At 37.0% G+C, this 24,724-nt stretch carries 18 protein-coding genes and 3 pseudogenes; 12 read left to right on the forward strand and 9 right to left on the reverse strand.

The features are described from left to right. Positions 1 to 159: 159 nt before the first annotated feature. Positions 160 to 1,554: an outer membrane channel protein TolC gene (tolC, locus tag ABN080_RS16605; protein WP_349441553.1), complete on the reverse strand. Its 1,395-nt coding sequence runs from the start codon at positions 1,552 to 1,554 to the stop codon at positions 160 to 162. Between the two features lie 213 nt (positions 1,555 to 1,767). On the opposite strand from tolC, the gene nudF reads away from it, so the two are divergent. The 10 genes and pseudogenes from nudF to ABN080_RS16650 all read left to right on the forward strand — a co-directional run bounded on the left by nudF (position 1,768) and on the right by ABN080_RS16650 (position 16,459). Next, positions 1,768 to 2,403: an ADP-ribose diphosphatase gene (gene nudF / locus ABN080_RS16610; protein WP_349441554.1), complete on the forward strand. Its 636-nt coding sequence runs from the start codon at positions 1,768 to 1,770 to the stop codon at positions 2,401 to 2,403. A gap of 226 nt (positions 2,404 to 2,629) precedes the next feature. Beyond that, positions 2,630 to 3,469 (forward strand): 3',5'-cyclic-AMP phosphodiesterase, encoded by an 840-nt coding sequence (cpdA, locus tag ABN080_RS16615; RefSeq protein WP_072070055.1) that lies wholly within the window; start codon positions 2,630 to 2,632, stop codon positions 3,467 to 3,469. A gap of 3 nt (positions 3,470 to 3,472) precedes the next feature. After that, the gene (gene yqiA / locus ABN080_RS16620; protein WP_349441555.1) at positions 3,473 to 4,048 is read left to right on the forward strand and encodes an esterase YqiA; all 576 of its coding nucleotides are present in this window, start codon (positions 3,473 to 3,475) and stop codon (positions 4,046 to 4,048) included. Positions 4,049 to 4,171: 123 nt separating this feature from the next. Continuing rightward, a complete protein-coding gene (parE, locus tag ABN080_RS16625; protein ID WP_196554730.1) occupies positions 4,172 to 6,067 on the forward strand; it encodes a DNA topoisomerase IV subunit B in 1,896 nt (631 codons plus the stop codon). 32 nt (positions 6,068 to 6,099) lie between these two features. Continuing rightward, positions 6,100 to 8,226 (forward strand): annotated as a pseudogene (gene parC / locus ABN080_RS16630) (DNA topoisomerase IV subunit A); the annotation flags it as partial. 381 nt (positions 8,227 to 8,607) lie between these two features. Beyond that, positions 8,608 to 9,057: a DNA gyrase C-terminal beta-propeller domain-containing protein gene (locus ABN080_RS18285; protein WP_371032987.1), complete on the forward strand. Its 450-nt coding sequence runs from the start codon at positions 8,608 to 8,610 to the stop codon at positions 9,055 to 9,057. Positions 9,058 to 9,121: 64 nt separating this feature from the next. Next, complete coding sequence (locus tag ABN080_RS16635; RefSeq protein WP_072070052.1) at positions 9,122 to 9,871, forward strand: 1-acylglycerol-3-phosphate O-acyltransferase; 750 nt, start codon at positions 9,122 to 9,124, stop codon at positions 9,869 to 9,871. A gap of 244 nt (positions 9,872 to 10,115) precedes the next feature. Continuing rightward, positions 10,116 to 11,537: a cell division protein FtsP gene (gene ftsP / locus ABN080_RS16640; protein ID WP_349441557.1), complete on the forward strand. Its 1,422-nt coding sequence runs from the start codon at positions 10,116 to 10,118 to the stop codon at positions 11,535 to 11,537. Between the two features lie 456 nt (positions 11,538 to 11,993). Next, positions 11,994 to 15,218 carry an autotransporter Pta gene (gene pta, locus ABN080_RS16645; RefSeq protein ID WP_349441558.1) on the forward strand — a complete coding sequence of 1,075 codons (3,225 nt, stop codon included), beginning with the start codon at positions 11,994 to 11,996 and terminating at the stop codon, positions 15,216 to 15,218. 107 nt (positions 15,219 to 15,325) lie between these two features. Next, entirely contained in the window at positions 15,326 to 16,459 is a 1,134-nt protein-coding gene (locus ABN080_RS16650; protein ID WP_349441559.1) for a hypothetical protein, read from the forward strand. A gap of 62 nt (positions 16,460 to 16,521) precedes the next feature. Here the strand turns inward: ABN080_RS16650 and ABN080_RS16655 are convergent. Together ABN080_RS16655 and ABN080_RS16660 are read right to left on the reverse strand one after the other, a co-directional pair. Then, positions 16,522 to 16,776: pseudogene (locus ABN080_RS16655) on the reverse strand (LysE family transporter); the annotation flags it as partial. An 87-nt stretch (positions 16,777 to 16,863) separates the two neighbouring features. Then, positions 16,864 to 17,334 (reverse strand): annotated as a pseudogene (locus ABN080_RS16660) (IS3 family transposase); the annotation flags it as partial. Between the two features lie 148 nt (positions 17,335 to 17,482). Here ABN080_RS16660 and ABN080_RS16665 point away from each other — a divergent pair. After that, complete coding sequence (locus ABN080_RS16665; protein WP_349441560.1) at positions 17,483 to 18,601, forward strand: hypothetical protein; 1,119 nt, start codon at positions 17,483 to 17,485, stop codon at positions 18,599 to 18,601. Positions 18,602 to 18,641: 40 nt separating this feature from the next. Here the strand turns inward: ABN080_RS16665 and ABN080_RS16670 are convergent, their stop codons facing one another. After that, entirely contained in the window at positions 18,642 to 19,256 is a 615-nt protein-coding gene (locus ABN080_RS16670) for a LysE family translocator (protein WP_349441561.1), read from the reverse strand. Between the two features lie 175 nt (positions 19,257 to 19,431). Between ABN080_RS16670 and folA the strand changes: the two genes are divergently transcribed. Then, entirely contained in the window at positions 19,432 to 19,917 is a 486-nt protein-coding gene (folA, locus tag ABN080_RS16675) for a type 3 dihydrofolate reductase (protein WP_006535980.1), read from the forward strand. A 434-nt stretch (positions 19,918 to 20,351) separates the two neighbouring features. Here the strand turns inward: folA and apaH are convergent, their stop codons facing one another. The 5 genes from apaH to surA are packed head-to-tail and all read right to left on the reverse strand — an operon-like array spanning position 20,352 to position 24,715. Beyond that, a complete protein-coding gene (gene apaH / locus ABN080_RS16680; RefSeq protein WP_349441562.1) occupies positions 20,352 to 21,173 on the reverse strand; it encodes a bis(5'-nucleosyl)-tetraphosphatase (symmetrical) ApaH in 822 nt (273 codons plus the stop codon). A 2-nt stretch (positions 21,174 to 21,175) separates the two neighbouring features. Beyond that, complete coding sequence (gene apaG / locus ABN080_RS16685; RefSeq protein ID WP_109409103.1) at positions 21,176 to 21,553, reverse strand: Co2+/Mg2+ efflux facilitator ApaG/CorD; 378 nt, start codon at positions 21,551 to 21,553, stop codon at positions 21,176 to 21,178. A gap of 25 nt (positions 21,554 to 21,578) precedes the next feature. Beyond that, on the reverse strand, positions 21,579 to 22,397 hold the full coding sequence (gene rsmA / locus ABN080_RS16690) for a 16S rRNA (adenine(1518)-N(6)/adenine(1519)-N(6))-dimethyltransferase RsmA (RefSeq protein WP_115350151.1): 819 nt from the start codon (positions 22,395 to 22,397) through the stop codon (positions 21,579 to 21,581). Then, positions 22,390 to 23,388: a 4-hydroxythreonine-4-phosphate dehydrogenase PdxA gene (gene pdxA, locus ABN080_RS16695; protein ID WP_349441563.1), complete on the reverse strand. Its 999-nt coding sequence runs from the start codon at positions 23,386 to 23,388 to the stop codon at positions 22,390 to 22,392. The genes rsmA and pdxA overlap by 8 nt, the downstream gene beginning before the upstream one ends. Then, complete coding sequence (gene surA, locus ABN080_RS16700; RefSeq protein WP_072070045.1) at positions 23,378 to 24,715, reverse strand: peptidylprolyl isomerase SurA; 1,338 nt, start codon at positions 24,713 to 24,715, stop codon at positions 23,378 to 23,380. Before surA ends, pdxA begins: the two co-directional genes overlap by 11 nt. Between the last annotated feature and the right edge of the window lie 9 nt (positions 24,716 to 24,724).

Here is a 24,724-nt window from a genome sequence, read left to right on the forward strand (position 1 = left end):
TGATTAAGGCATTTGTTAATACAAGAATATAGATATTGTTGAGATCTTAATTTAATCCATAACACAATATCTTATGTGAAGATAAAGCATAAAAAAAACCGCTTATCAGTTTATCGCTGAAAGCGGCTTCTTATAAGAAACTAACTTATTAATTCACCATTAAGGTGCAACGTTAAGCACAGGACTTGTTAGCGGGCGAATAATGTTATCTGGTGAAGTTGAAACTTCTTCTCCTAGTGCATTATTAAGCTGAATTAAGTCATTTTCGTTTAATGTACCACGTGCGTATTCAATATTTAATTGGTTGATTAAATAGTCATAACGTGCGTTAGATAATTTCTGTTTGGCATCGTAAAGTGTTGTTGTGGCATTTAACACATCAACAATAGTACGAGTACCCACTTGATAACCAGCTTCAGTTGCATCTAATGAACTTTGTGCAGAAACAACAACTTGTTGATATGCTTTGATGCTACTGATTGATGCAGAAATATTGTTATAAGAAGAACGCGCGATTTGGACAATAGAGCGATAAACCGACTCTAATTGTTCGCTTGCACTAGTAAAGTCATATTGTGCTTGTTCAACTTGTGAGCTTGTTCTGCCACCGGTATATAATGGAATTTTAACAGATAAGCCAATACTATTTTGACCATTGTAACTATTACGGCTACTAACATCTGCTGGTGGTAATGCACTACCATGATTATGGTTATTTGATACGCTTGTTGATGCATTTAAATCGACAGTAGGCAAGTGACCTGATTGTGCTAAACGAATATTTTCGCGTGCTAAATCTTGGCCTAAACGTGCGCTCAATAAACTTAAGTTACGCTCTTCGGCATCTTTTAACAGTTTCTCAATAGAATCTGGTGAGGTTGTTGAAAAACGGCTGATGTTTAGTGATGCCAGATTAATGTAATAGATACCACTGACTTGGCGCAGTTTTTCTAATGAGTTATCTAACTGGTTACGACCCGCCACTTCTTGTGCCAGTACGCTATCATAGTTTGCACGCGCATTTTGTACGTCAGTAATTGCAACTAAACCTACATTAAAACGTTGAGTTGTTTGATCTAACTGGCGGTAAACTTGTTCTTTTTGCGCTTCAATAAATGATAATGAATCAATAGCACGTAAAACATCAAAGTAAGCGGTAGCAGTGTCTAAAATCAGCTTTTGCTGACTTGTTTGGTAAGTGACATCACTCATGCCTGCTGTTTTTTCTTGCAGGTTTAACTGGCGCCATAATGACATGTTAAACACACTTTGAGTTAGCGTTAAACTTGCGCCAATAGAATTGGATTCGGTATCTCTTGCGTCACGGTAACCGCTTTTATAATCTGCGGATGCGCCTAATCCTAATTGTGGTAATAATGAACCACGAACTTCATTGATTTTTTCAAAAGCGCTGTTTCGTTCCGCTAATGACTTGCGTAACTCAGGGTTACTGTCCTTTGCTTTTTGATAAACTTGAAGCAGATCCTCAGCCTGACTTGCAGTGCTGAATCCTGCCAAACTCATCGTGACCAAAAGAGAGAGCAGTTTTTTCATTTTAATTCCTTGTTGCAACAGTTTCGCTGAGTTGCCTCTGTTAATCTTGATTGGGGATAATTCTAGCAGATTGTTTCCCTAAGTAGGGGTAGCCATTTGTGCCATATCCTTTTATTTTAGATTAACTTTACATGAATTGTTGGCAAATTTCTTTAAATCTGTATTAAACGTAAGCAATAAAAAGACTCTTAAATGTAACTTAAGGAACATTGTATGAAAAAAAGGGAAAATATACCATTTTTATACGGTCGTGAAGACGTGAAATTGCTCAATCAAAGAGATTTATATAAAGGCTTTTTCCGTATGACCGAGTACCGCTTTAAACATCGCCTTTTTGAAGGCGGATGGAGTGAAGAAGTCAAACGTGAAGTATTTGAGCGAGGCAATGCGGGTGTTTTGTTAGCTTATGATCCTAAACGTGATGAAGTCGTATTAATTGAGCAAATTCGTATTCCCGCGTATGAAACTAGTGAAACACCTTGGTTACTAGAAGTGATTGCCGGCATGGTTGAACAAGGCGAAAGCCCAGAAGACGTTGTTAGACGTGAAGCCCAAGAAGAAGCGGGCGTTATTGTTGGGCGATGTGAGCCAATTATTAGTTACCTTTCTAGTCCTGGTGGCACCAGTGAAAGAATGCATGTCTATGTTGGCGAAGTTGATGCAACAACGGCAAAAGGTATTCATGGGTTAGCGTGTGAGAACGAAGATATTCGTGTTCATGTAGTGAGCCGAGAACAAGCCTATCGTTGGGTTGAAGAAGGCATTATTGATAATGCGGCCTCTGTTATTGCTCTGCAATGGTTACAACTTCATCATATTGCACTAAGAGAGCGCTGGTCAGCAATTTAATACATGAATAAACGGTTAAAGGGTGTTTTTAACGATATTATCAAGTAGAGTAACTATCTCTAAGTATACGATATCAAATGAATTAAATTGTAAAATGAAGTGAAAAAAACGTGACTGAAAGCGAGAATATTTCTCACTAATCTTTTGAAATGTGTATTAGTTGGCAGATCTTTACTACGAAAATACGTTAACATAACGGCTAATGAGAGTGAAACAAGGAAACCTTTTGGAAAGCCAGCTTGAATTATCGGTGAAACACAAAAACACCGTAAGAATATTACAAATCACAGACACCCACCTCTTCGCTAATGTGGAGGATACTCTGCTGGGTATTAATACCTATCGTAGCTACCATGCGGTATTAAATGCGATTAGAGAGCAGGGGCTTGAGGTAGACTTGATTGTTGCGACAGGTGACTTAGTTCAAGATCAAACCTTTGAAGCTTATCAGCATTTCGCTGATGGCATTGCAACGCTAACACCCCCTTGTGTTTGGTTGCCGGGTAATCATGACTATCAACCTGCGATGATTGATGCTTTAAATCAGGCAGGTATTTTGTCGGCAAAACAAGTGTTGATTGGTGATAGTTGGCAAATGTTGTTATTAGATAGCCAAATTCAAGGTGTTCCTCATGGTGAGTTATCAGATTGTCAGCTAGATTGGCTAACACGTTGTCTTGAAAGTCAAAAACATAGAGATACGATCATTTTGTTACATCATCATCCTATGCCTTCAGGATGCACATGGTTAGATCAACATAGTTTAAGAAATTCTCAAGAATTAGCTGAACGCTTAAAAGGCCATACTCAGGTAAAAATGATGCTTTGTGGTCATATTCATCAAGAAATGGATGAAATGTGGAATGGCATTCGTATGTTGGCAACGCCTTCGACTTGTATTCAGTTTCGCCCTCATTGCACGAATTTTACCTTAGATACGGTTTCTCCAGGTTGGCGCTATTTAGAAATGTCTCTTTCATCGGATGAAAAAGGTAAAGTTGAAACACAGGTATATCGTTTATCAGGCACTGAATTCTGTCCTGATCTTGATGCAGATGGCTATTAATCCATGTCTCGTATTCTCTATTTACATGGTTTTAATAGCTCACCAAAATCAGCAAAAGCCCAAGCTTTTCGTCAATGGTTAGAAGCAACGTATCCTGAAATTGAATTAATAGTGCCTCAATTGCCACCTTACCCAAAAGAAGCAGCTCAGCTAATTGAAACATTAGTGAAAGAAAATGCACAGGACAAGTTAGGGTTGATCGGTTCATCATTAGGTGGCTATTTATCGATCTGGTTATCTCAGCGTTTTAATTTATCTGCTGTTGTTGTTAATCCCGCTATTCGTCCTTTTGATCTTTTGCAGAATTTCTTGGGAGAAAACGAAAATCCCTATACACATCAAAAATATAGATTAGAACCTCACCATATGGATGAGTTACTTGCCTTGCGTATTCCTGTAATTACATCACCCGAACTTATTTGGTTGCTTCAACAAACTGGAGATGAAATACTTGATTATCGTCAAGCTGTCTCATATCTTGGCGCGTGTAGGCAAACCGTAGAATCGGATGGAAATCACGCATTTGTGGGTTTTGAACGTTTTTTTCCAAAAATTATTCAATTTTTAAAGATAATTTAGCCTTTCGGTTAATTAACCTGTAAAACGTAGGTTGATGCATCTACCCGAAAATTAATATCATATTGCCGCAAACACCTGTTATTATAAACAGTATTTTCTAACAGCGAACCGCAGATTAAAACAATGACTCAATCAAGTTATAACGCAAAGGATATTGAGGTTCTTAATGGTCTAGAACCAGTACGTCGTCGTCCTGGCATGTACACTGATACGACTAGACCGAACCATTTGGCACAGGAAGTGATAGATAATAGCGTGGACGAGGCGCTTGCGGGACACGCATCGAAGGTCGATGTCATTTTATATGAAGACCAATCTATCGAAGTTATCGACAATGGGCGAGGAATGCCTGTCGATATTCATCCTGAACTTAAAGTCTCTGCTATCGAGTTAATTCTTGCTCACCTTCACGCCGGAGGAAAATTCTCTAATAAAAACTATCAATTTTCCGGTGGGTTACATGGTGTAGGGATCTCGGTTGTTAATGCACTTTCTAAGCGTATTGAAGTGACAGTTCGTCGTGATGGTAAGATTTATCAAATTGCCTTTGAAAATGGTGATAAAGTCGAAGAGTTGCACGAAATTGGAACTTGTGCAAAGCGAGATACTGGAACAAGTGTGCATTTTTGGCCTGATGGTTCTTATTTTGATGTTCCTCGCTTTTCCTCCAAAAGCTTATCTCACGTATTAAAAGCCAAAGCCGTATTGTGTCCTGGTGTTAATGTCTCTTTTGTTGATAAAGTGAATAAAACACAAGAAAACTGGTGCTATGCTGATGGTTTAACCGATTATTTAAGTGAAGCTGTTGCTGAATTTATTCGCCTTCCTGAAGAGCCTTTTACTGGAAAATTTGAAGGGGATAATGAGGCCGTTGAATGGTCTATGTTATGGCTACCCGAAGGTGGCGATTTACTCACTGAAAGTTATGTTAACTTAATCCCGACTGTTCAGGGGGGGACACACGTTAATGGTTTACGCCAAGGTGTGTTAGATGCAATGCGTGAATTTTGTGAATTCCGTAATTTACTCCCACGAGGAATTAAATTAACTGCTGACGATACATGGGAGCGTTGCGCTTATGTATTATCAGTCAAAATGCAAGATCCTCAATTTGCAGGGCAAACCAAAGAGCGACTCTCTTCAAGACAAACCAGTGCGTTTGTTGCAAGTGCTGTAAAAAATGCCTTTAGCTTATGGTTAAATCAGAATGTTCAAGTTGGTGAATTACTCGCTGAGATGGCTATTAGTAGTGCTCAGCGTCGTATGCGAGCCGCAAAAAAAGTAGTGAGAAAAAAACTCACTTCTGGGCCTGCACTACCTGGAAAATTAGCTGATTGTACTTCTCAAGATTTACGATATACCGAACTGTTTTTAGTTGAAGGGGACTCTGCGGGAGGCTCGGCGAAACAAGCGCGTGATCGTGAATATCAAGCGATTATGCCACTGCGCGGTAAAATTCTAAATACATGGGAAGTCTCTTCTGATGAAGTGCTTGCTTCACAAGAGGTACATGATATCTCTGTGGCAATTGGAATGGACCCTGATAGTGATGATTTAAGCCAATTACGTTACGGTAAAGTTTGTATACTTGCGGATGCGGACTCTGATGGCTTACATATTGCAACTTTATTATGCGCGTTATTTGTGCGTCATTTCCCTGCTCTTGTTAAGCAAGGGCACGTTTATATGGCAATGCCACCGCTTTACCGTATTGATTTAGGTAAAGAAGTCCATTATGCCCTTGATGAATCAGAAAAAAATGCCATTTTACAACGTTTAAGTCGTAAAAAAGGAAAGCCTAACGTACAGCGCTTTAAAGGGTTGGGGGAGATGAACCCGCTTCAATTGCGTGAGACCACGCTTGATCCTAATACGCGCCGTTTAGTGCAATTGGTGATTGATGAAGAAAATTATCAAGAAACCCTAGGCATGATGGATATGTTGTTAGCGAAAAAACGCTCTGAAGATCGCCGAAATTGGTTACAAGAAAAAGGCGATGAAGTTGACATCGAAGTGTAATGGATACCACAAGAGTCTGAGGAAAATATCGAATGAGTGAATTGACTCATGATGGTGTAGAGCGTCAACCGCTCCACTTATTTACAGAGAATGCCTATCTCAACTATTCCATGTACGTCATTATGGATCGTGCATTACCTTTTATTGGAGATGGGCTAAAACCTGTGCAACGTCGTATTGTTTATGCGATGTCAGAGCTAGGCTTAAGCAATAGCGCTAAATTTAAAAAATCAGCTCGTACTGTTGGTGACGTGTTAGGTAAATATCACCCTCATGGTGATAGTGCATGTTATGAAGCAATGGTACTAATGGCTCAGCCTTTCTCTTATCGTTATCCGTTAATTGACGGACAAGGTAACTGGGGGGCACCGGATGATCCGAAATCTTTCGCTGCAATGCGTTATACCGAATCACGCCTTTCAAAATATTCACAAACTTTATTGAGTGAATTAGGGCATGGTACGGTAGATTGGATCCCTAATTTTGACGGCACAATGCAAGAGCCGAAAATGTTGCCTGCACGCTTACCTAATATCGTGCTTAATGGCACAACAGGTATTGCTGTTGGGATGGCAACGGATATTCCACCGCATAATGCACGTGAAATTGGACAAGCCTTAGTGATGCTTTTAGATAATCCTGATGCGGGATTATCTGACGTAATGCAATATGTTCAAGGTCCTGATTATCCGACTGAAGCTGAAATTATTACGGCTCAAGACGATATTAAAAAAATCTATAAAACGGGTCGTGGTTCGGTCAGAATGCGAGCTGTTTGGCATAAAGAAGAGGGATGCGCGGTTATCACAGCGTTACCTCATCAAGTTTCTGGCGCCAAGGTACTTGAGCAAATTGCAGCCTTGATGCGAGCCAAAAAACTGCCTTTAGTTGAAGATTTGCGTGATGAATCTGATCACGAAAATCCAACTAGACTTGTGATTGTTCCTCGTAGTAATCGTGTTGATTTAGAGCAAGTGATGTACTACTTGTTTGTGAATACTGATTTAGAGAAAAGTTATCGCGTTAACCTGAATATGATTGGGTTAGATAACCGCCCAGCAGTAAAAGGATTACTGACGATTTTAAATGAATGGCTGGTATATCGTCGTCAAACAGTCACAAATCGTCTAAATCATCGCTTAGAAAAAGTGTTACGTCGCTTAGAAATTCTCAAAGGTTTATTAATTGCTTATCTTAATATTGATGAAGTGATTGAGATCATTCGTCATGAAGATGAGCCAAAAGCAGAATTAATGCGTCGCTTTGAGTTATCTGATATTCAAGCTGAAGCTATTTTAGAGTTACGTTTACGTCATTTAGCCAAACTTGAAGAGATGAAACTAAAAGGTGAAAGTGATGAGCTTGAAAAAGAACGTGACAGTATTGAGAAATTATTAAGTTCACCACGTCGTTTAAATACGTTATTGAAAAAAGAGATTGAAGCAGACGCAAAAGAATTTGGTGATGACAGGCGTTCTCCTATTCGCCCTCAAGAAGAAGCGAAAGTGGTTAATGAACAAGATATGTTGCCATCAGAGCCTGTGACCATTGTGCTGTCTGAAATGGGCTGGGTACGTAATGCAAAAGGACATGATATTGATCCTAGCGGTATGAGTTATCGTGCTGGGGATAGTTATCACAGTGCGGTCCGTGGGATGAGCAATCAGCCTGTTCTGTTCCTTGATTCTACAGGCCGAAGCTACACTCTAAGTCCGAATGATATGCCTTCTGGGCGAAGCCAGGGTGAACCATTAACAGGAAAATTAACTTTCCCACCTGAGGCTAGTGTGAAATACATGTTAGCTGGTAGTACAGGGCAAGAATATTTGCTGGCAACAAAAGAAGGCTATGGTTCTGTTCTCTCTTATGATGAGATGGAAACAAAAAATAAAACGGGTAAAGGGTTACTGACAGTTTCAGAAGGAACCGAGTTACTTGAGCCTTTCTTAGTTGATCCACAGAAAAAGAATGATCAATATTGGTTTATTATCATCACGGATAAAACACGTATTTTAGCCATTTCAGCAGAACAACTGAATGAAATGAATAAAAAAGGGCGTGGAACGCGCTTAGTTGTGTTAGGCAAAGAGCAAGGTGATGTAATTGAACAAATGCTATTCGCACCTAAAAATGAAGCATTAATCTTTACTGTAGATGGTCAACATGAAGTACTGAAAGCCGAAGAGATTAGCTATTTTAGTGGCAATGCAGGTGATGAACCTATTCCATTAAAACATCTACATCCTGAAGCTGTTACGGTCATTATGTCCGAAAAAGGACTCATTCGTTGCCAGAAAGGTCATAATATTGATGCTCAATCTGTTGGCTTTAAAGCAGGTGATGATTATTTCTCTGCTATTGAAGGAATGAGCAATCAGCCTGTACACTTAATAGATACCACAGGTCAAAGCTATACTGTTGATGTTGATGCCTTGCCTTCAGGCCGTAGTAAAGGCGACGCGCTGACTGAACGATTAAAAATTCAGAAAGGTGCGCAGTTACGCCATATTGTTATGGGCGAAAGCACCGATAAGATCTTAATGGCATCTGATGCTGGTTATGGTTTCATCTGCCAAGTCGATGATTTAACTTCTAAAAATAAAGCAGGAAAATCATTACTAACATTACCTGAAAATGCATTACCTTTACCGCCGCAACGTTTGAATAATGAGCTGACTGATCTCATCATGATCATTACTAAAGGCGGTAGAATGCTGATCTTTGAAGCAGCAGAATTGCCAACGATGGTAAAAGGAAAAGGAAACCAGATGGTTTCTATTCCTGCTTCACAAGCTGCGAGTGGTGAGGATAATGTCGCTTGGTTACGTGTACTACCAGAAAATGCTTCAGTAACACTGCATTTTGGCAAGCGTAAACTGACAATGTCGATGAATGAGTTAGCTAGCTTTAAAGCAAAACGTGGACGCCGAGGAACCTCATTACCTCGCGGTGCTCAAGTTATCGATCATATTGATATTGAAACAAATTAAATTTAATACTTAATTGATATTTAGTGGGTCTATTGACCCACTTCTATTTAGGACGCTAAAACTTATGTTAGCCATTATTCGAGGCATTATTGTCATTCTTTACACCATTATTGTGGTGACGTTTGGAATAATTTATTGCATGTTTTCACCAAGAAATCCCAAACATGTAATGACTTATGGACGAGCATTTGGCAAGTTATCTCGTATTTTTGGGATTAAGCTTGTTGAACGTTTTCCAAAAGATGCAAAAAGCTATGGCCCAAGTATTTATATTGGAAACCATCAAAATAATTTTGATATGGTAACAATGTCGAATGCAGTACAACCTAATACAGTGACTGTGGGCAAAAAAAGCTTAATTTTTATTCCTTTTTTTGGCCAATTATATTGGATCACGGGTAATATTTTGATTGATAGAGCGAATCGCTCTAAAGCTCATGGCACAATTTCACAAGTTGCCGATCAAATTAAATCGAAGAAAATTTCAGTGTGGATGTTTCCTGAAGGAACGCGTAGTCGTGGACGTGGGCTATTACCATTTAAAACAGGGGCGTTTCATGCTGCAATTCAAGCTGGTGTACCTATTATTCCTGTTTGTGTGTCGACAACCCAAGGTAAAATTAAACTCAATCGCTGGAATAATGGTTACGTGATTGTTGAAATGTTGCCTCCGATTGATGTTTCAAAATACACCAAAGATCAAGTTCGGGAATTAGCTGAAGATTGTCGCCAAATTATGAAAGCGAAAATTGAAGAGTTAGATAAAGAAGTTGAAGAGATGAATAATCGTGATTTTCCCGGTAAATTAAATTAATACTTATTTAATTCCTTTGATTGTGCAGATAGCAGATATAAGCCTGATTTTCAGGCTTATATCATTTTTAATTTATGAAAACATACTAGATTATCAACTATTTTTAGGATTTATGTCACATCCGCGCTATTATGCTCCCGTAATTTCATTTAAGTCCTTTTGTCTTTAAATCACAGCAGCTTTTTTCCTGTCCAATATTTTTGATTATGCGGTAGGAATATTTGTATTTTGTTGCGGAGAAAGTATGTCATTTAGTCGTCGCCAGTTTATTCAGGCTTCAGGCTTAGCGGTATGTCTGGGCTCAATATCTTCTTCTGTTCGTGCTGAATCAGTCAATGATAAACAATTACCAATACCGCCATTGCTCGAATCTCGCCATGGTCAGCCTCTCTTTTTGACGTTGCAAAACGTGCATTGGGCATTTAATGGTGCGCAAAAAGCGCAGGTTTGGGGCATCAATGGCTCAACTCCAGGACCAACAATTAAAGTTAGAAGTGGCGATGATATAAAACTTATTTATAGTAACCGTCTTAGTGAAGCTGTATCCATGACGGTAAGTGGTCTATTAGTTCCGGGCACACAAGTCGGGGGTGCCGCCAGATTAATGTCGCCAGGCGCTTATTGGTCGCCAGTATTACCCATTCGCCAAAAAGCGGCAACGTGTTGGTATCACGCCAATACTCCTTTCAAAATGGCGCCTCATGTTTATAACGGGCTGGTGGGAATGTGGATTGTGGAAGATGAAGAGAGCAAATCCCTACCTTTACCCAAAGAGTATGGTGTAAATGATTTTCCGCTAATAATTCAAGATAAACGAATTGATAATTTTGGTACACCGCAATACGATAAAGAAGCTGCAAGTGACGGTTTTTATGGTGATACGTTACTCGTGAATGGGCGTGAAGATCCTTATATCGAAGTTTCTAGAGGTTGGGTCCGTTTACGTTTAGTTAACGCATCTAATGCTCGCCGCTATGAATTAACTGCAAATGATGGTCGATCGCTTTACCTTATCGCCTCAGATCAAGGCTTATTAACTTCTCCCGTTGAATTGAAATCAGTGCCAATGGCACCAGGCGAAAGACGTGAAATACTCGTTGATATGTCTGAAGGCGGAGATGTCATCATTACAGCGGGGCAAAGTGCCGGATTTATGGACAGACTTCGTGGTATTTTTGAGCCTTCCGACTTATTACGTAATGCCAATATATTGACGATTAAACCGACAGGATTAATGTCATTAGTTACTGATAAAGCGCCTCAACAATTAGCACTAGATGACACGCAAATTACGACCTCGATTCAGCCTAGAACTATCCAACTACATAATAGTCCTCCGGGGATTAATAATGCACGTTGGGAGCTTTCAAGAATTGATTTGGTGGGTAAACAAAATGGCTGGGAACGTTGGCTTGTCACTGTACCAACACCTCAATCATTCCATATTGAAGGTGCTCGTTTTAAAGTAATTAATCATAATGGGCAAAAACCTTCACCTGCAGATTTTGGTTGGAAAGATACGGTTTGGATCGAAAGCCAGAGTGAGTTACTAGTAGAGTTAAAGCAGCCTTCTTATACTCACTTTCCTTTCCTGTATTACAGCCAGTTACTAGAAAATGCGGATAAAGGTATGGTAGGACAAATGGAAATCACGCCTGCAGAATAATAGTTTAGCAATAGCACTAAATTAAATTAAAAGAAAAACAGTATTTTTAAAACAAAAATACTGTTTTTTTATATCTAAATAATGCAGATTATATTTTTTCGACTAAAGTTAAATAAAGAATAATATTCTTATGTTTAATTTGTTAATTAATTTAGTGTGATTGTTTTTTTATCTACACTCTCTTTATTAAATTGATTTAAATATTGATATTAATGGAATCAATGTTGATTAAAGTTAGTTTTAACTTTTTGTAATATAATGTATTGCGATCTAAATCTGTTTAATCTATCTGTTAATTTGTGATTGCCTAGTCAATCTATCTATTTTTATGGCATGAAATCATATTTTTGAGATGCTCTTCAAGTAATTATTTTTCTAGAAACAAGAGAATCTTTGCGTCTTTTATTTTTGATCCTTAATAAATGTTATTAATTTAAATATAACTGAAGGTACAGAATGAACAAAGAAATAGCTTTAAGTCACCATCACAAAATGAATAAAAAAAATAGAATAAATAAAAATATATTTCAACTCTCCCTTGTTGCATCCGCGTTACTTTTTTCTGGATATTCCGTTGCATATTCAGAAGCTGGACAATTAGGTGATACAAAAAGTTGGGAAAGCCAAGAATATCAAAAAGATTGGGGCTTGGCGGCCATGAATGCCTCTAGTGCTTATGCACTTGGTTTCCATGGGCAAGGTGCCAAAATCGGTGTAATGGACTCTGGTGCATTATTATCACATCCAGAATTGAATGATGCACGATTTCATGCTGTGAAAGCCAAAGGTCAATATGGTTCAACTGGCATGCGTTACCCTCAGGAAATGGGAGGACATTATGAAAAAGGCCAGGCCTTTGATGTTGATGGCGGTTGGATCAAAGGCGTGAATGATACACACGGAACACATGTTACAGGCACCGTAGGCGCAAGCCGTGATGGCAATGGTATGCATGGTGTGGCGTGGGGAGCTGATGTTTATTTAGGAAATACTGGCGCGACAGATAGCAATAACTACGGTCCTTATCAAGATTACACTTATTTCTACACTGGCTGGAAAGCCATGGTCGATGCTGGAGCTCAAGTTATTAATAACAGTTGGGGTACAAACCCTCGAATTGTTAACACGGTTCCAACTAAAGGTCCTGATGGTGGTAATACAACCGTACACATGCCTGTAGATACCACAGCGCAAACTGAATATGAATATTTCTACTTTAAAAAAGTCTATGGTGATAAACCTTCCTTTGTTGATGCGGCTTATGACGCAGTAAAAGGCACTAGCGTTGTACAAGTATTTACAACCGGTAACCGTGACTTTGCTCAGCCTTATTATCGCCCTCTTTATCCTTACTTTAATCCTGAAGCAGAAAAACATTGGATTGCGGTTGCGGGCCTGAAACAGAATGCGGACAAGTCGGGTTATGAATTAGAAAAAATCTTCAATGAAGCAGGCAATGCAAAGTGGTGGACAGTTGTTGCACCAGGTCGTTACATTTATTCGTCAGTTGTTGATGAAGAAGGAAATGCAGGTTGGGATACTTTTAGTGGTACATCAATGGCAGCTCCTCACGTTACGGGTGCCATGGGTGTATTGATGTCACGTTACGAGTCAATGAATGCGATGCAAATACGTGATGTGATGTTTACAACGGCTAACCACCATAATCCAGATGGTTCTTTATATGATAGTTGGACAGCGGCTGAAGGTACACCTGATGTGCGTTACGGCTGGGGAACACCAGATTTAGATAAGGGAATGTATGGCCCAGGTCAATTCTTAGGTAAATTTGAATATAACTTAAGCATGACACCACTTGATGTTTGGACAAATGATATTTCACAAACTGCGTTAGATTTACGTGAACAAGAAGATCTCGCATGGTTGAAAGAATATACAGATAAAGGAATTGCAGCTGGTGGTGATTACAATCTAGGGACTGATTTTGTTATCAACGATGGCAATCCAGATCCAACTTCTCATATTGTTAGTAAAGAAGATGCTGAAAAATGGCGTAAAGAGTATTACCAAAAACGAGCTGATGCAATTCAAGCTAAAATTGACGCTGGTTTATATGATGGCGCTTTAGTTAAGAAAGGTGAAGGTACCTTAGTGATGACGGGCGATAATACTTATCGTGGTGGTACAACAGTCGAGCAAGGTACTTTATATGGCTTTACTGAATCATTTGGTACAGAAGCAGTTAATGTTAATGGTGGCAAATTAGGTGTTATCGATCGCTATAATGACACTTTCACTCAACAGGGCCAATTAGCATCAAACGAAAGCCACAAAGTCAATATTAATATCAACGATAAAGGCACGTATTTAGTGACTATCGGGCATGATGTTAATGTCGGAGATATGTCCTTAAATAAAGGAGCAAGTTTAGATATCGGTGCTGATAGTGAAGGTCAATTAAAAGATATCTACCTTAATAATACTGTTGCAACAGGTACTGTTAATGCAGACAATTTAGTTGATAATCGTACTAAAACTAAAATGTTAGCGAATAACAATCCAGATAGTGATTATGCATTATTTGATAAAAATGTTTCTGTAAAAGGCAACACCATTACAGGTACATTAAGTAAAAAGGAAAATACGTCTTTAGCGACTTTTGCTAATAATGAAAATGGTCGTTCTATTGCCAATGTTTTAGATAATACAGGTAGTGGTGATCTATTTAATGCAGTATTACCAATGAATGAAAGAGATCTGAATAAGACCTATGGCTCATTAGGTAGTGATATGTATTTAAATGCCAACAGTGCGAGTGTGGTAAATGTGTTAGGGTTAACTCGTACAGTGAAAGATCAAGCCATGGGTATTGGTCAAGGTCGTTATGCTACATTGGATAACAGTAACGCACGTATTTGGATGACAGGTATTGGCCAATGGGGTAATGCTGATTATGGTCACAGCAATATGGATGTTGATTTCTATGTCGGCTTATTAGGCGCAGAAATTGATGTGACTGAAAATACCAAAGCAGGTCTCTTTTTTGGTGCTGGTTCAACCAAATATAAAGGTAATGAGCACGGTAAAATAGACAGTAACGATATCCATATTGGTGCTTATGGTGTGTCTAATTTATATGATGTGGCTTCATTAAACTATGGTTTCACACATACTAACCAAGATAGAGATGCCAAAAGAACACTTTGGGTAGGACAAAATACAGGTTATAACTCAACCAGTTATGATGCGAAAATTACTCAAATTTTCTTAGAAGGTGCTTATACTCAATTTAATACTAATCAGTACTCTATTGAGCCATATGCAGGATTTAGCTGGTTGCGTGTATCAACCGATGATATCAATGAAAATGTCGGTAATATGAAATTTACCACCAAGACTGATTCACAAGATATTCAAGTCGGTACTATCGGTTTACGTGGTGGATATCCATTTATGGCTGGCAGCATTGATATGGCATTAAAAGGCGATATTTCTGCAAGTCATTTATTTGGCGATAACCGTCCTGAATCACGTCTATTCTTATCAAATTCTGGTGATGCAACATTACGCGGTGGCAAACTGGATAATCTGTTTGGTGTTGGTTTAGGTGTTGATGCGCAATTAAGCAAATCAACAACTTTCGGGCTTTCTTACCAAGGCCAATATAATAGTGATGTAAGCTCAAGTGGTATTAATGCAACATTGAAAATTAATTTCTAATCTTATTTGGTTTTTTTCTATTAAAAGCCCTTAGAAATTAGGGCTTTTTTTTTGTATAAAGATGCAGATAAATAAAGGATTGTTTTACTATGAAATAAGGAGCTATTATGAATATAAAAAATAGTATTTTTCCAAATAATTCAATTAATCCAATAAACGATCTCGATATAATTAAAAAAGAAAAATACAAAATAAAAAATGAAATTAATAGTATATTAAACGTTTTTAGTCGTTTTTATGTGGTTGAGAGAAATAAAAAATTTTCATCTAAATTATCTTTTTTTATAAAGAAAATATTTAACTTAAAGACGAGTTTGGTTTTTTTGTTAGATAAAAGTCAGCATGCTAAGTTGAATAATTTATTCACTATTTTTTGTGGTGGTAAAAAAATAGAGTTTAAGAATTGTAATTTAATAAATTCTGACTTTATTAGTATTAAAAGAGAAGTATTAGATTCTTTATTTTTAAGTTTAAATACAGCAATGGAAAATAATTGTCATGATAATGTTGAAAATTTAATAAAAAAATATCTCTATGAAAAATCTAAAACAAAAGGAGATTTCATTGTTATACTCAGCATCTCTTTAGATTTGATTAATCATTATCAAAAAGAAAAATTTGAACAATTGAATAGGCATGGTTCAGAATGTTCTAGTATGTTAGATTATATTAAACCTAGCTATAAAAAGCATATTGATATGGCATTAAATTATGTTTGTAAAGAGATTAATGGAAAAATATCGACTGAAATGTATAATCCAATAATGTATTTGGTTAATACAATGCATAATATTTATTCTATGGAAATGGAGAAGAGGTTTATTATAAATATAGCTAAATGTTTTATTGGTGAAGCGGTGAAGTATAATGTTGGAAATTATAATAATGATAGTTTTAGAAGAATGATAATAAACCTCTTGATAAATAAATTGAAAAATAATGAAGGTGTTAAGGAGTTTGTCGATAATATGCTTGGTTCTGGATTGTTAGACTATGATGATATCATTAAAGAAAAAGAAAAAACAGCAGAGGATGAATGCTATATATCTGATTACAATAAAAAAATAAAGAATGTTTTTAGTGAAAATATAAATAGTGATGAAATGAAAAACAATGTAGCGAAGCTTATCAGAGATAATTATAAGTTTATTTTAAGCCAAATGAAAAATAAGTCTAATTATCTTGAGAACGAAAGGGTTTTACTGAATATTATTGATTGTTTAAAGAGTGATAATGATTGACGTTTAAATTTATTATAAATGAGTTATAGCTCTCTAATAAATCTTATTAAAGAGTTTTTTATTTAACTCAATACCACTTTAATCTCCAAACCAATCAATACTACACCGAGTACTTTATCAATACTTTTTTGGACTTTATTAAGTACCTTTCTGACTGGTGAACTTTGGATTAATAAAACGAGTGAGGGCCAGTAAACGATAGCTAATCCCCAGATGATAAAGGCATACCACAATTTTTCACCAATACTGGAATCAACACTTAGTACTTGTGTGAAAATGGCAAGAAAGAAAAGGGTTGCTTTCGGATTGAGTAATGACTAGTCCTGATATAGATTGACAACTTTTCAGGCATAAAACGCTCGATGAACTTCATCGGGCGTTTTATAGTTTAATGATAAATGCGGTCGTTTTTCATTTCTTTTGTAATAAGCTTGCCGACTGATCTGTATAAAACGACAAGCCATTGTTACGGTAAGGTTTTTGACCGTTTTTTCTTTAATAACTCGGCTTTGCGCTTTTTTGATAAACGAACCCCCGAAGTCTCTATCCATGACTTTGACAACGGCTTCGAAGAAATCAGATTTAAGCCGAGCTTCTTCAAGTTCCTTTTCAAGGGCTTTAATGCGTTGTTCGGGTGTTTGTTGTGCAGAAGATTGGGTCATAGCTGAGCCTCGACAAAAAGTATCAGGGGTACCGTTCGACCAATCTAATCTACCATGCTTACGAAGCCAAACCAAAACAGTAGAGTATCCTTGTATACCATAGTGATCTTGAGCTTGTTTATATATCATTTCGCCTTTTTCAACTTGGTCAACAAGCTGTAATTTAAAAGCGAGAGAATAATCGCGTTGAGTTCGTTTAGTGATTGGTTTCATTACACTCTCCAATTTCAGATTGGAAAAGTGTCAACCTTATTCAGGACGGGTCATTTTTGATATTTAAAGCCCTTAGTAATAAGGGCTTTTTTTTGTATTAAAGTTAATATTAGTATTTTATTTTAAAATGACAAGAGAGGGGAGGGATATGACTACTATTAATGATGCTACTTTAAAAGATATAAAATATATTATTCATTATAAAGGAGGAATGAGTAATGGTAATTATGGTATAAAGGATTTAATTGATAAAATCGATAATGTAAATAGGAGTTTTATTTTCTCATATAACAAGAGTGGTTTTTTTCAAAGAGTCTTTGATTTTATAAAAGAAATAATGAATGTTAAAATAAGTTGTGATTTTATTTTGAATTATGATAAGTATGAGGAAATAAATAACTTCTACTTTTTAAAATCATTGAAAAATAAGGAGGTTATTAATTCTAATAGAATTACAATAGACTATTATAATCTTAATAATGAAATTTCCTCGTTTTTACAACGAAAGATGAAAAATGGTGTGGATGAAAGTGAATTTATTAATATCTTTTTGAAAAATAATGTAAAAACGAAGGGTGACTTCTTGTTGTTATATTCAACTCTAAATAAATTGATGAGTTCAATAGAAAATAAAAAGAATGAAAGAAGATTAAAACAAACTGATGGTGAGGGATGTTTTAAATTCATATCAAGAAATGATCTTTTTTATAAAGAGAGTATTTTTAAGTTGCTCGACTCTATTTATGGTGATGGAGAGAGTGAAGCTAATGAAATTGTAAAAATAAAAAATATAAATGATTTAAAAAGAATTAATACAACAAATAAAGAAGTTCATATTAACAATCTAATTAAATTTATTCATTATTTAAAAGAAAAAGAGATGAGGAGTGAAATATTTCTATTAAAATTAGAAAACACATTGAAAAATATAAAAATGACTCTTAATTCTTTTGAAGATAATAAAAGGATACAGATTATTGGTGATAATTTGAAAGAATTATTGCCATCCTATATGCAAGAAGTAATGATGAATAATAATAAATCAATTAATTTTGATTTTGAGGTGTATGAAAATTTTGATAACAGTAATGATATATATAAAGATAAAATAAAATTAATTTTTGATGAGTACAAAGTGAAGAATAGACAAAAAACATCATACATTAAAAATATTATCGATGAGTTAGAGCTTAATGATGTTAATATTAATAACTATCTACAGTTTAATAAAAATTTATTAAATGATTTATTACATTATTTGAAATAAAATATATCATATAGCTTATGGCTATATGATATTTTATTTTTTAACTCAATACCACTTTAATCCCCAAACCAATCAATACAACACCTAGCACTTTATCAATACTTTTTTGGATTTTATTGAGCACTTTTCTTACTGGAGTACTTTGAATTAATAAAACAAGCAAAGGCCAGTAAACGATAGCTAATCCCCAGATGATAAAGGCATACCACAGTTTTTCACCAATACTGGAATCAACACTTAGCACTTGTGTGAAAACGGCAAGAAAGAAAAGGGTTGCTTTCGGATTGAGTAGGTTACACAAAAAGCCTTGCATAAAGGCTTTTTTAAAGCTGATTTGTGCATGCTGTGTCGCTTTCTCATCAATCGTATGATTAGATTTTGAGAGTAAGCTATGAAAACCAATCCAGAATAAATACACGGCCCCAGCATATTTTAAAATGGAAAAAAGCCAAGGCGTAGTGGTGATAAGTACAGCAATACCGGCAACACAATACGACATATGCACAAGCAATGCAGCTACAATACCCATTGCGGTCATCATTGCAGCAGAGCGTTGATAACGTGCCGCATTTTTTACAACGAGAAAAAAGTCAGGGCCTGGTGAGATCATACCAAGTAAAGCAATTGTAAAAACGGCTAAAGAAGTTTCAAGCATAATAGCGCCTTGTATATAACAATATTATAATGATTGAATCTTATATGATTAAGTTAACACTTCGAGTATAAAGCAATTATTTATTATCTAGGAAGCATAATTTGTATCGACTCAGGTTTTAGCTTTACGTATAGTGTGAGCAGTTTTTTTCCCATCTTTACCCGTAGGTGTGTAAATGAATATTAGTTTAATCGCAGCATTAGCGATGGATCGCATTATTGGTATGGAAAAGGCAATGCCTTGGACATTACCAGGTGACCTCGCATGGTTCAAAAAGAATACGCTAAATAAACCCGTTATTATGGGCCGGGTGACTTATGAATCTATTGGACGCCCTCTACCGAATCGCCTCAATATTGTGTTAAGTAGCCAACCAGGAACAGATAGTGAAGTTGTTTGGGTGAAGTCTGTAGAAGAAGCTTTGCAAGCTGCTGAAAATCATGATGAAATTATGGTTATCGGTGGTGGTAAAGTGTATGAGCAATTTTTACCTATGGCTAATACACTCTATCTAACACACATCGATGCTGAAGTAATTGGTGATACCACATTCCCTGATTATGAGCCTGATGAATGGGACTCTACCTTTATGGAATATCATGAAGCTGATGAAAACAACTCTCATAACTACTGCTTCGAAATATTAAAAAGAAGAAAATAACAAGAATTAAATAAAAAGGGAGATTAAATATCTCCCTTTTTATTATTCCTATATTATTAATATAAGAATAATAAAAAATAAGATTTATTATACCAACTAAGAATTTTATTTATAAAACTTATTATTTAAACATGTTCATTATTTATATTTTAATAAACTCATTTTATAAGAATAATATATGAGATATTAATCAATATATAGATTTTTTATTCTCAATATTGTGGTTTTTTCTGCTTATTTCGTATCGAAAAAAAATAAGGTATTGATTTATAGGTGGTAATTTTTATTGTTTTTTTTGGTGTTCGTTTTTATATAAGAAATGTTCTTTTTAGTATCAAAAAAACAAATTAGGTAAAAATAAGTAGGGTGGAATGAGTAAAGCGCAAAATTGAGCTTTTTACTTTTTGCGCTTGAAATGAAGATAATGACGAGAGTTACTTTGGTGCAGATAGGCTAGCCTGAGTGAAATATTGTTTATCTTCCCAGCGCAAGCAAGTGAGGTTTCCTCCCCAGCAACACCCAGTATCAAGAGCATATACATTATCAGGAGTGCCTTTTCCTTCAAGAGAGGCCCAATGGCCAAAAATAATGCTATAATCTTCCGGAAGTTGACTTGGTAAATCAAACCAAGGTTTTAATGGTGCAGGGGCTTCTAATGGCTTGTCTTTACAAATCATATCCAATTGACCATTAGGAAAACAGTAGCGCATTCGAGTGAATGCATTGGTACTAAAGCGTAATCGTGCTAAACCAGTAAGTTCTGGTGACCAATTATTGGGTAGATCGCCATACATTGAATTAATAAATAAAGGATAGCTATCACTACTTAAAATGGCTTCGACTTCACGGGCACACATTTTTGCAGTTTCTAAATCCCACTGTGGTGTGATCCCTGCATGCGCCATAATAATTTTCTTTTCTTCATCAACTTGAAGCACAGGTTGGCGTCTTAACCAATTAATTAATTCATCGACATCTGGGGCATTGAGTAATTCATTAAGTTTATCTCTTGGTTTATTTCGGCTAATTTTTGCAAATACACCTAATAGATGAAGGTCATGATTACCCAAAACAAGTTTTAGAGAAGAGCCTAAGCTTTTTACAAAACGTAGCACTTCAAGTGAGTCTGGTCCCCGTGCAACAAGATCACCCGTTAACCATAATGTGTCCTGTGTAGGATCAAAACTCACTTTATCAAGAAGGTGGCGCAGTTCATGGTAACAGCCATGAATATCACCAATTAAATAAGTTGCCATAATTAATTTATCAATGTTGGAAGTGCAAGGCGGAAAACAGGGATCTCTATTTGAAATAATCGACCGTCAGTATCAATCATTTCATAATGGCCTTCCATTGTTCCCATCGGTGTTTCAAGAACGGCACCACTGGTATAGCTGTAATGCGTACCGGGTTCAATCAGTGGTTGTTCACCGACAACACCTTCACCTCGAACTTCTGTCGTATTACCTTGTGCATTGGTAATTAACCAGTAACGGCGCAGGAGGCGAATTGCACATTTATTCAAATTATGAATTGATACCGTATAAGCGAATACATAGCGTTCATCTTCAGGAGATGATTGGCTTTCGATGTAAACACTTTGTACTTGTATCGCCACTTTTGATGAGGTGAACATAATGCCTCCTGTCTCTGGCTTTATCTTATGCTTGAGTATCTTGCTTTTGTGATAACCAGTTTGCCACTTTACAGTATTGCTCAACAGAAATATTTTCTGCGCGAGCAGTCGGGTCGATCCCCAGAGCAACCATATCTTCTGCTGTTAGCAATCCACCTAAACTGTTACGCAATGTTTTGCGTCGTTGGTTAAATGCTTGAGCGGTAATACGGCTTAGCATTGCAATATCCGTAACTGGATATGGCTTTTCTTTGTAAGGGATCAAGCGAACAACGGCTGAATCCACTTTTGGTGCTGGTTTAAATGAAGTAGGTGGAACTTCAAGTACAGGAATGATTTGGCAATAATATTGCGCCATCACACTTAAGCGTCCATAAGTTTTGCTACCGTGACCAGCAACAAGGCGATTAACCACTTCTTTTTGCAACATAAAGGTCATATCAGAAATAGCATCAGCAAAACTGAAAAGGTGGAACATAAGTGGAGTGGAAATATTATAAGGCAAGTTACCAAAGACACGCAGAGGCTGCTGACGTTCTTTTGCTAATTGTGCAAAATCAATTGTCATTGCATCTTGCTGAATAATGGTCAGCTTGTCTTTTAATGTAGGATGAACTTCTAAACGAGCAGCTAAATCACGGTCGATTTCAACTACTGTCATTTTATCCATTCTCGCGCCAACGGGTTCTGTGATAGCGCCTAAACCGGGACCAATTTCAACAATGGCCTCACCGGGTTGTGGATAAATAGATTCAACAATACTTTCAATAATATAGCTGTCTGTTAAAAAGTTCTGCCCGAAGCGTTTGCGGGCAAAGTGCCCCTGATGGACTCTATTATTCATTACAATTTTGTATCATATTAATGGCTAAATTTAATGCGGTGCAAAAACTGCCAGCATCTGCGCTTTTTGTACCTGCTAGCTCAAGGGCTGTGCCATGATCAACAGAGGTACGAATAAAGGGAAGACCGAGTGTTATATTCACTGCACGACCGAAACCTTCATATTTTAGCACAGGTAATCCCTGATCGTGATACATCGCTAGTACAGCATCAGCATGCGTTAAATATTTAGGCTGAAAAAGGGTATCAGCAGGATAAGGCCCATGGAGGCTAATGCCTTGCTGACGTAATTGTGTTAATGCAGGCTCAATAATATCAATTTCTTCACGCCCCATATGGCCACTTTCCCCGGCATGAGGATTAAGGCCACAAACATAAATTTGAGGTTCTGCTATGCCAAATTTAGTTTTTAAATCATGATTTAAAATGGTGATAATTTCATGCAGTAGTTCACCTGTAATTGCATCGGCGACATCTCGTAGAGGCAAATGTGTGGTTGCTAGCGCGACTCTTAATGTGTCTGTTGCTAACATCATGACCACACGTTCACAGTGACTACGATCGGCAAAAAACTCGGTGTGTCCTGTGAAATGTACACCCGCATCATTAATAATTCCTTTATGAACGGGGCCAGTTACTAATGCAGAGAATTCGCCATTAAGACAGCCATCACAAGCACGAGCTAATGTTTCTACAACGTATAACCCATTGCGTGCATCTAATGTACTTGGAATAACATTGGTATGAAGTGCAATAGGGAGTACACAAATTTGGCTTGGAGTGTGTGCTTGAGGTGGTGTGGCAGGATCGTATTCAACTAATGAAACAGGCAGGTTTAGTAATTCTGCTCTTGTTTTAAGTAACTGAGGATCAGCACAAACAACCCAAGGTAAATCCCAATTCATTTGTGCTAATGAGATAATCAGGTCAGGACCAACCCCGGCTGGTTCGCCGGGGGTGATAACAAGTGGTTTTATTTGCTTAGTTTGCATTATTCTCGTTCATTATTTTCACATAAGCCCCTACTCGTAGCTCTTGCATCCAGTTTTGTACTTCTTCATTAAACTTACGATTAAAGAGTAAACGGTATGCTTGTTCTTTATTAGCTGCATCTGTTTTATCAACACTACGTGTGTCTTCTAATTCAATTAAATGCCAGCCAAAATTTGAACGAACAGGTTGGCTTAATTCATTTTTATTTAAGCGCATTAACGCATCGCGGAATGCTGGATCGTAAACGTCAGGCATTGACCATCCTAACTCACCACCACGTAATGCTGAACCTGGATCTTCAGAGTATTCTTTTGCTGCATCAGCAAAGCTTATTTTGCCACTGCGAATATCGGCAGAAATTTGCTGTAATTTGGCATAGGCTTGCTCATCATTCATGATTGGAGAGCTTTTCAGCAGAATATGACGACTTTTAACTTCGGTGACAGAGAGTGTATTTGAGCCACCACGAATATCGTTTACTTTAATGATGTGTAAGCCGACACCAGAGTGAAGAGGCCCTACAATTTGCCCTTTCTGTGCATTAGCTAATTCTTTTGCAAACAGTGTTGGTAGTTCATCAATAGATGCCCAACCCATATTACCGCCATTTAAAGCTTGTGGATCAGCCGAATAAGTTGCTGCTAATTTACCAAAATCAGCACCATTTTTAAGTTGATTCATTATGCGAGTAATGACTTGTTTTGCTTTTTCCATTTCTGCTGGAGCTGGGTTTTCTGATAATGGAATTAAAATATGGCTTAAATTCAGATCAACACTTTGGCTTGCTTGGCTTTCAATTTGCTTAGCAAGAGAATCAACTTCTTGAGGCAAAATTGTAATACGGCGACGAACTTCATTGTTACGTACTTCTGCCAGCATCATTTCTTTGCGAATATCTTGGCGATATTCGTTGTAAGAAATGCCATCAGCTAAGAGGCGTTTTTTCATTTGATCAAGTGAAATTTTATTTTCAGCGGCAATACCTTGAATGGTAGATTCTACTGCTGCATCAGGAATATCAATTTGCATTTGCTGTGCCATTTGCAAAATGATGTTATCCATCACCAAACGCTCTAGGATTTGTTGGCGAAGAACTTGCTCATCAGGCATTTCCTGACCCGCACTTTTTGCGTTCATTTTGACAGTCTGTAGCATTCTATTGACGTCACTTTCTAGAACGACACCGTTATTGACGATAGCCGATACACGGTTTAATTCTTGTGCAGCAAACGTTGTTGAGCTGGTAGCTGCACCGACCGTGATCATTAAGCCGATAAACAGCGTTTTCCAATTTTTCATAAGTTTCCCATTATGTGTTTTCCGCATCTTGTTGCG

The sequence above is a fragment of the Proteus sp. fly-1089 genome, assembly GCF_040138965.1.
Lineage (GTDB): Bacteria > Pseudomonadota > Gammaproteobacteria > Enterobacterales > Enterobacteriaceae > Proteus > Proteus vulgaris_B.

Excerpts from the sequence above, each read along its gene's own strand:
- parE (WP_196554730.1), top strand. The coding sequence starts at position 4,172 with ATGACTCAATCAAGTTATAACGCAAAGGATATTGAGGTTCTTAATGGT.
- folA (WP_006535980.1), top strand. The coding sequence starts at position 19,432 with ATGAATATTAGTTTAATCGCAGCATTAGCGATGGATCGCATTATTGGT.
- ABN080_RS16670 (WP_349441561.1), bottom strand. The coding sequence starts at position 19,256 with ATGCTTGAAACTTCTTTAGCCGTTTTTACAATTGCTTTACTTGGTATG.
- yqiA (WP_349441555.1), top strand. The coding sequence starts at position 3,473 with ATGTCTCGTATTCTCTATTTACATGGTTTTAATAGCTCACCAAAATCA.
- ABN080_RS16650 (WP_349441559.1), top strand. The coding sequence starts at position 15,326 with ATGAATATAAAAAATAGTATTTTTCCAAATAATTCAATTAATCCAATA.
- pdxA (WP_349441563.1), bottom strand. The coding sequence starts at position 23,388 with ATGCAAACTAAGCAAATAAAACCACTTGTTATCACCCCCGGCGAACCA.
- tolC (WP_349441553.1), bottom strand. The coding sequence starts at position 1,554 with ATGAAAAAACTGCTCTCTCTTTTGGTCACGATGAGTTTGGCAGGATTC.
- apaH (WP_349441562.1), bottom strand. The coding sequence starts at position 21,173 with ATGGCAACTTATTTAATTGGTGATATTCATGGCTGTTACCATGAACTG.
- apaG (WP_109409103.1), bottom strand. The coding sequence starts at position 21,553 with ATGTTCACCTCATCAAAAGTGGCGATACAAGTACAAAGTGTTTACATC.
- ABN080_RS16635 (WP_072070052.1), top strand. The coding sequence starts at position 9,122 with ATGTTAGCCATTATTCGAGGCATTATTGTCATTCTTTACACCATTATT.
- ABN080_RS16665 (WP_349441560.1), top strand. The coding sequence starts at position 17,483 with ATGACTACTATTAATGATGCTACTTTAAAAGATATAAAATATATTATT.
- nudF (WP_349441554.1), top strand. The coding sequence starts at position 1,768 with ATGAAAAAAAGGGAAAATATACCATTTTTATACGGTCGTGAAGACGTG.
- surA (WP_072070045.1), bottom strand. The coding sequence starts at position 24,715 with ATGCGGAAAACACATAATGGGAAACTTATGAAAAATTGGAAAACGCTG.
- ftsP (WP_349441557.1), top strand. The coding sequence starts at position 10,116 with ATGTCATTTAGTCGTCGCCAGTTTATTCAGGCTTCAGGCTTAGCGGTA.
- pta (WP_349441558.1), top strand. The coding sequence starts at position 11,994 with ATGAACAAAGAAATAGCTTTAAGTCACCATCACAAAATGAATAAAAAA.
- ABN080_RS18285 (WP_371032987.1), top strand. The coding sequence starts at position 8,608 with ATGGCATCTGATGCTGGTTATGGTTTCATCTGCCAAGTCGATGATTTA.
- rsmA (WP_115350151.1), bottom strand. The coding sequence starts at position 22,397 with ATGAATAATAGAGTCCATCAGGGGCACTTTGCCCGCAAACGCTTCGGG.